This is a genomic window from Variovorax sp. P4_D9, assembly GCF_056401695.1.
This window is the reverse complement of record NZ_JBFUIU010001557.1, coordinates 1-1,021: the sequence shown is the minus strand read 5'-3', so window position 1 is coordinate 1,021 and position 1,021 is coordinate 1. Positions and strand designations below refer to the sequence as shown.

Genomic DNA, 1,021 nt, shown 5'->3' with positions numbered 1-1,021 from the left:
GCTGGGAACGGCATGGCGCTGCCCCGAGCTTGCCATTTCGACCGTGTAGCCGCCCTCCGTTGCCATCGGCTGGGCGGCACCGAAGCGTTCGTAGTGCACCGTGGCCGACGCGCGATCCTTGGCGGCCAGCAGAAAGTCGTCGACCATGCGCGCGGGGCCGCAGCAATACAAGTGGGCGCCCGGCGTCGTGTCCAGCGAACGAACCACCGCATCGACGTCCATGCGCGGCGAGGAGCCATCCGAAAAGTGGAGGAAGACCCGGCCTCCGCGTTCCCCCAGTTGCATCAGCCGGTCGTGAAAGGCCATGCGCGATCGCGAGGCGGCCGCGTAGTGCAGCTGCCACGGATGGCCGAGTTCGACCAGTCGTTCGATCATCGGCAGCAGCGGCGTGATGCCGATGCCTCCGGCCACGAAGCAGCTCAGCGCCGGCTGCTCCACCAGCGTGAAGTCGCCTTTTGGCGCACTGATCTGCAAGGCAGCGCCCACAGCAGCCTTGTCGTGCAGGCAGGCGGATCCACCGCGTCCCTGCGCTTCGCGTTTCACCGCGATGAGATAGCCGCGCCGATCCGCTGCCTGCCTAACGAGCGAGTAGCTCCGCAGGTGACCTTCGGGCATCTGCACGTCTACATGGGCGCCGGGCAGGAAGGCGGGCAAGGCTTCACCGTCGGCGGAGGCGAGCTCCAGGCAGACCACCTCGGCGGTCTCCATTCTTCGGTCTCGAACGACCACGGGCAATTTGATCGAGTTCATGTAGACAGCCTATCACGAATCTGCTAAATTCAATCAATGGTTGAACCATTAATAAGGATTACKCGATGCTGAAGACTGAAGACAACGAGCTTCTCGTTCGGGTCGGACCCCAGACGGCCATGGGCGATCTGATGAGGATGTACTGGCTGCCCTTCCTGCTGTCGGACGATGTTCCGGTCGACGGGCAGCCCTACCGGGTCCGCCTCCTCGGCGAAGACCTGGTGGCGTTTCGCGACAGCGAAGGGCGTGTGGGCCTGGTCGACCAGGCGTG

2 protein-coding genes are annotated in these 1,021 nt (G+C 64.3%); one reads left to right on the top strand and one right to left on the bottom strand.

The features are described from left to right. A partial coding sequence (locus AC1DY5_RS56870) for a ferredoxin reductase (protein WP_478122912.1) occupies positions 1-750 on the bottom strand: 750 nt, incomplete at its 3' end. A gap of 65 nt (positions 751-815) precedes the next feature. On the opposite strand from AC1DY5_RS56870, the gene AC1DY5_RS56865 reads away from it, so the two are divergent. After that, positions 816-1,021 (top strand): Rieske (2Fe-2S) protein (locus AC1DY5_RS56865; protein ID WP_478122911.1); only part of this gene is annotated, 206 nt, incomplete at its 3' end.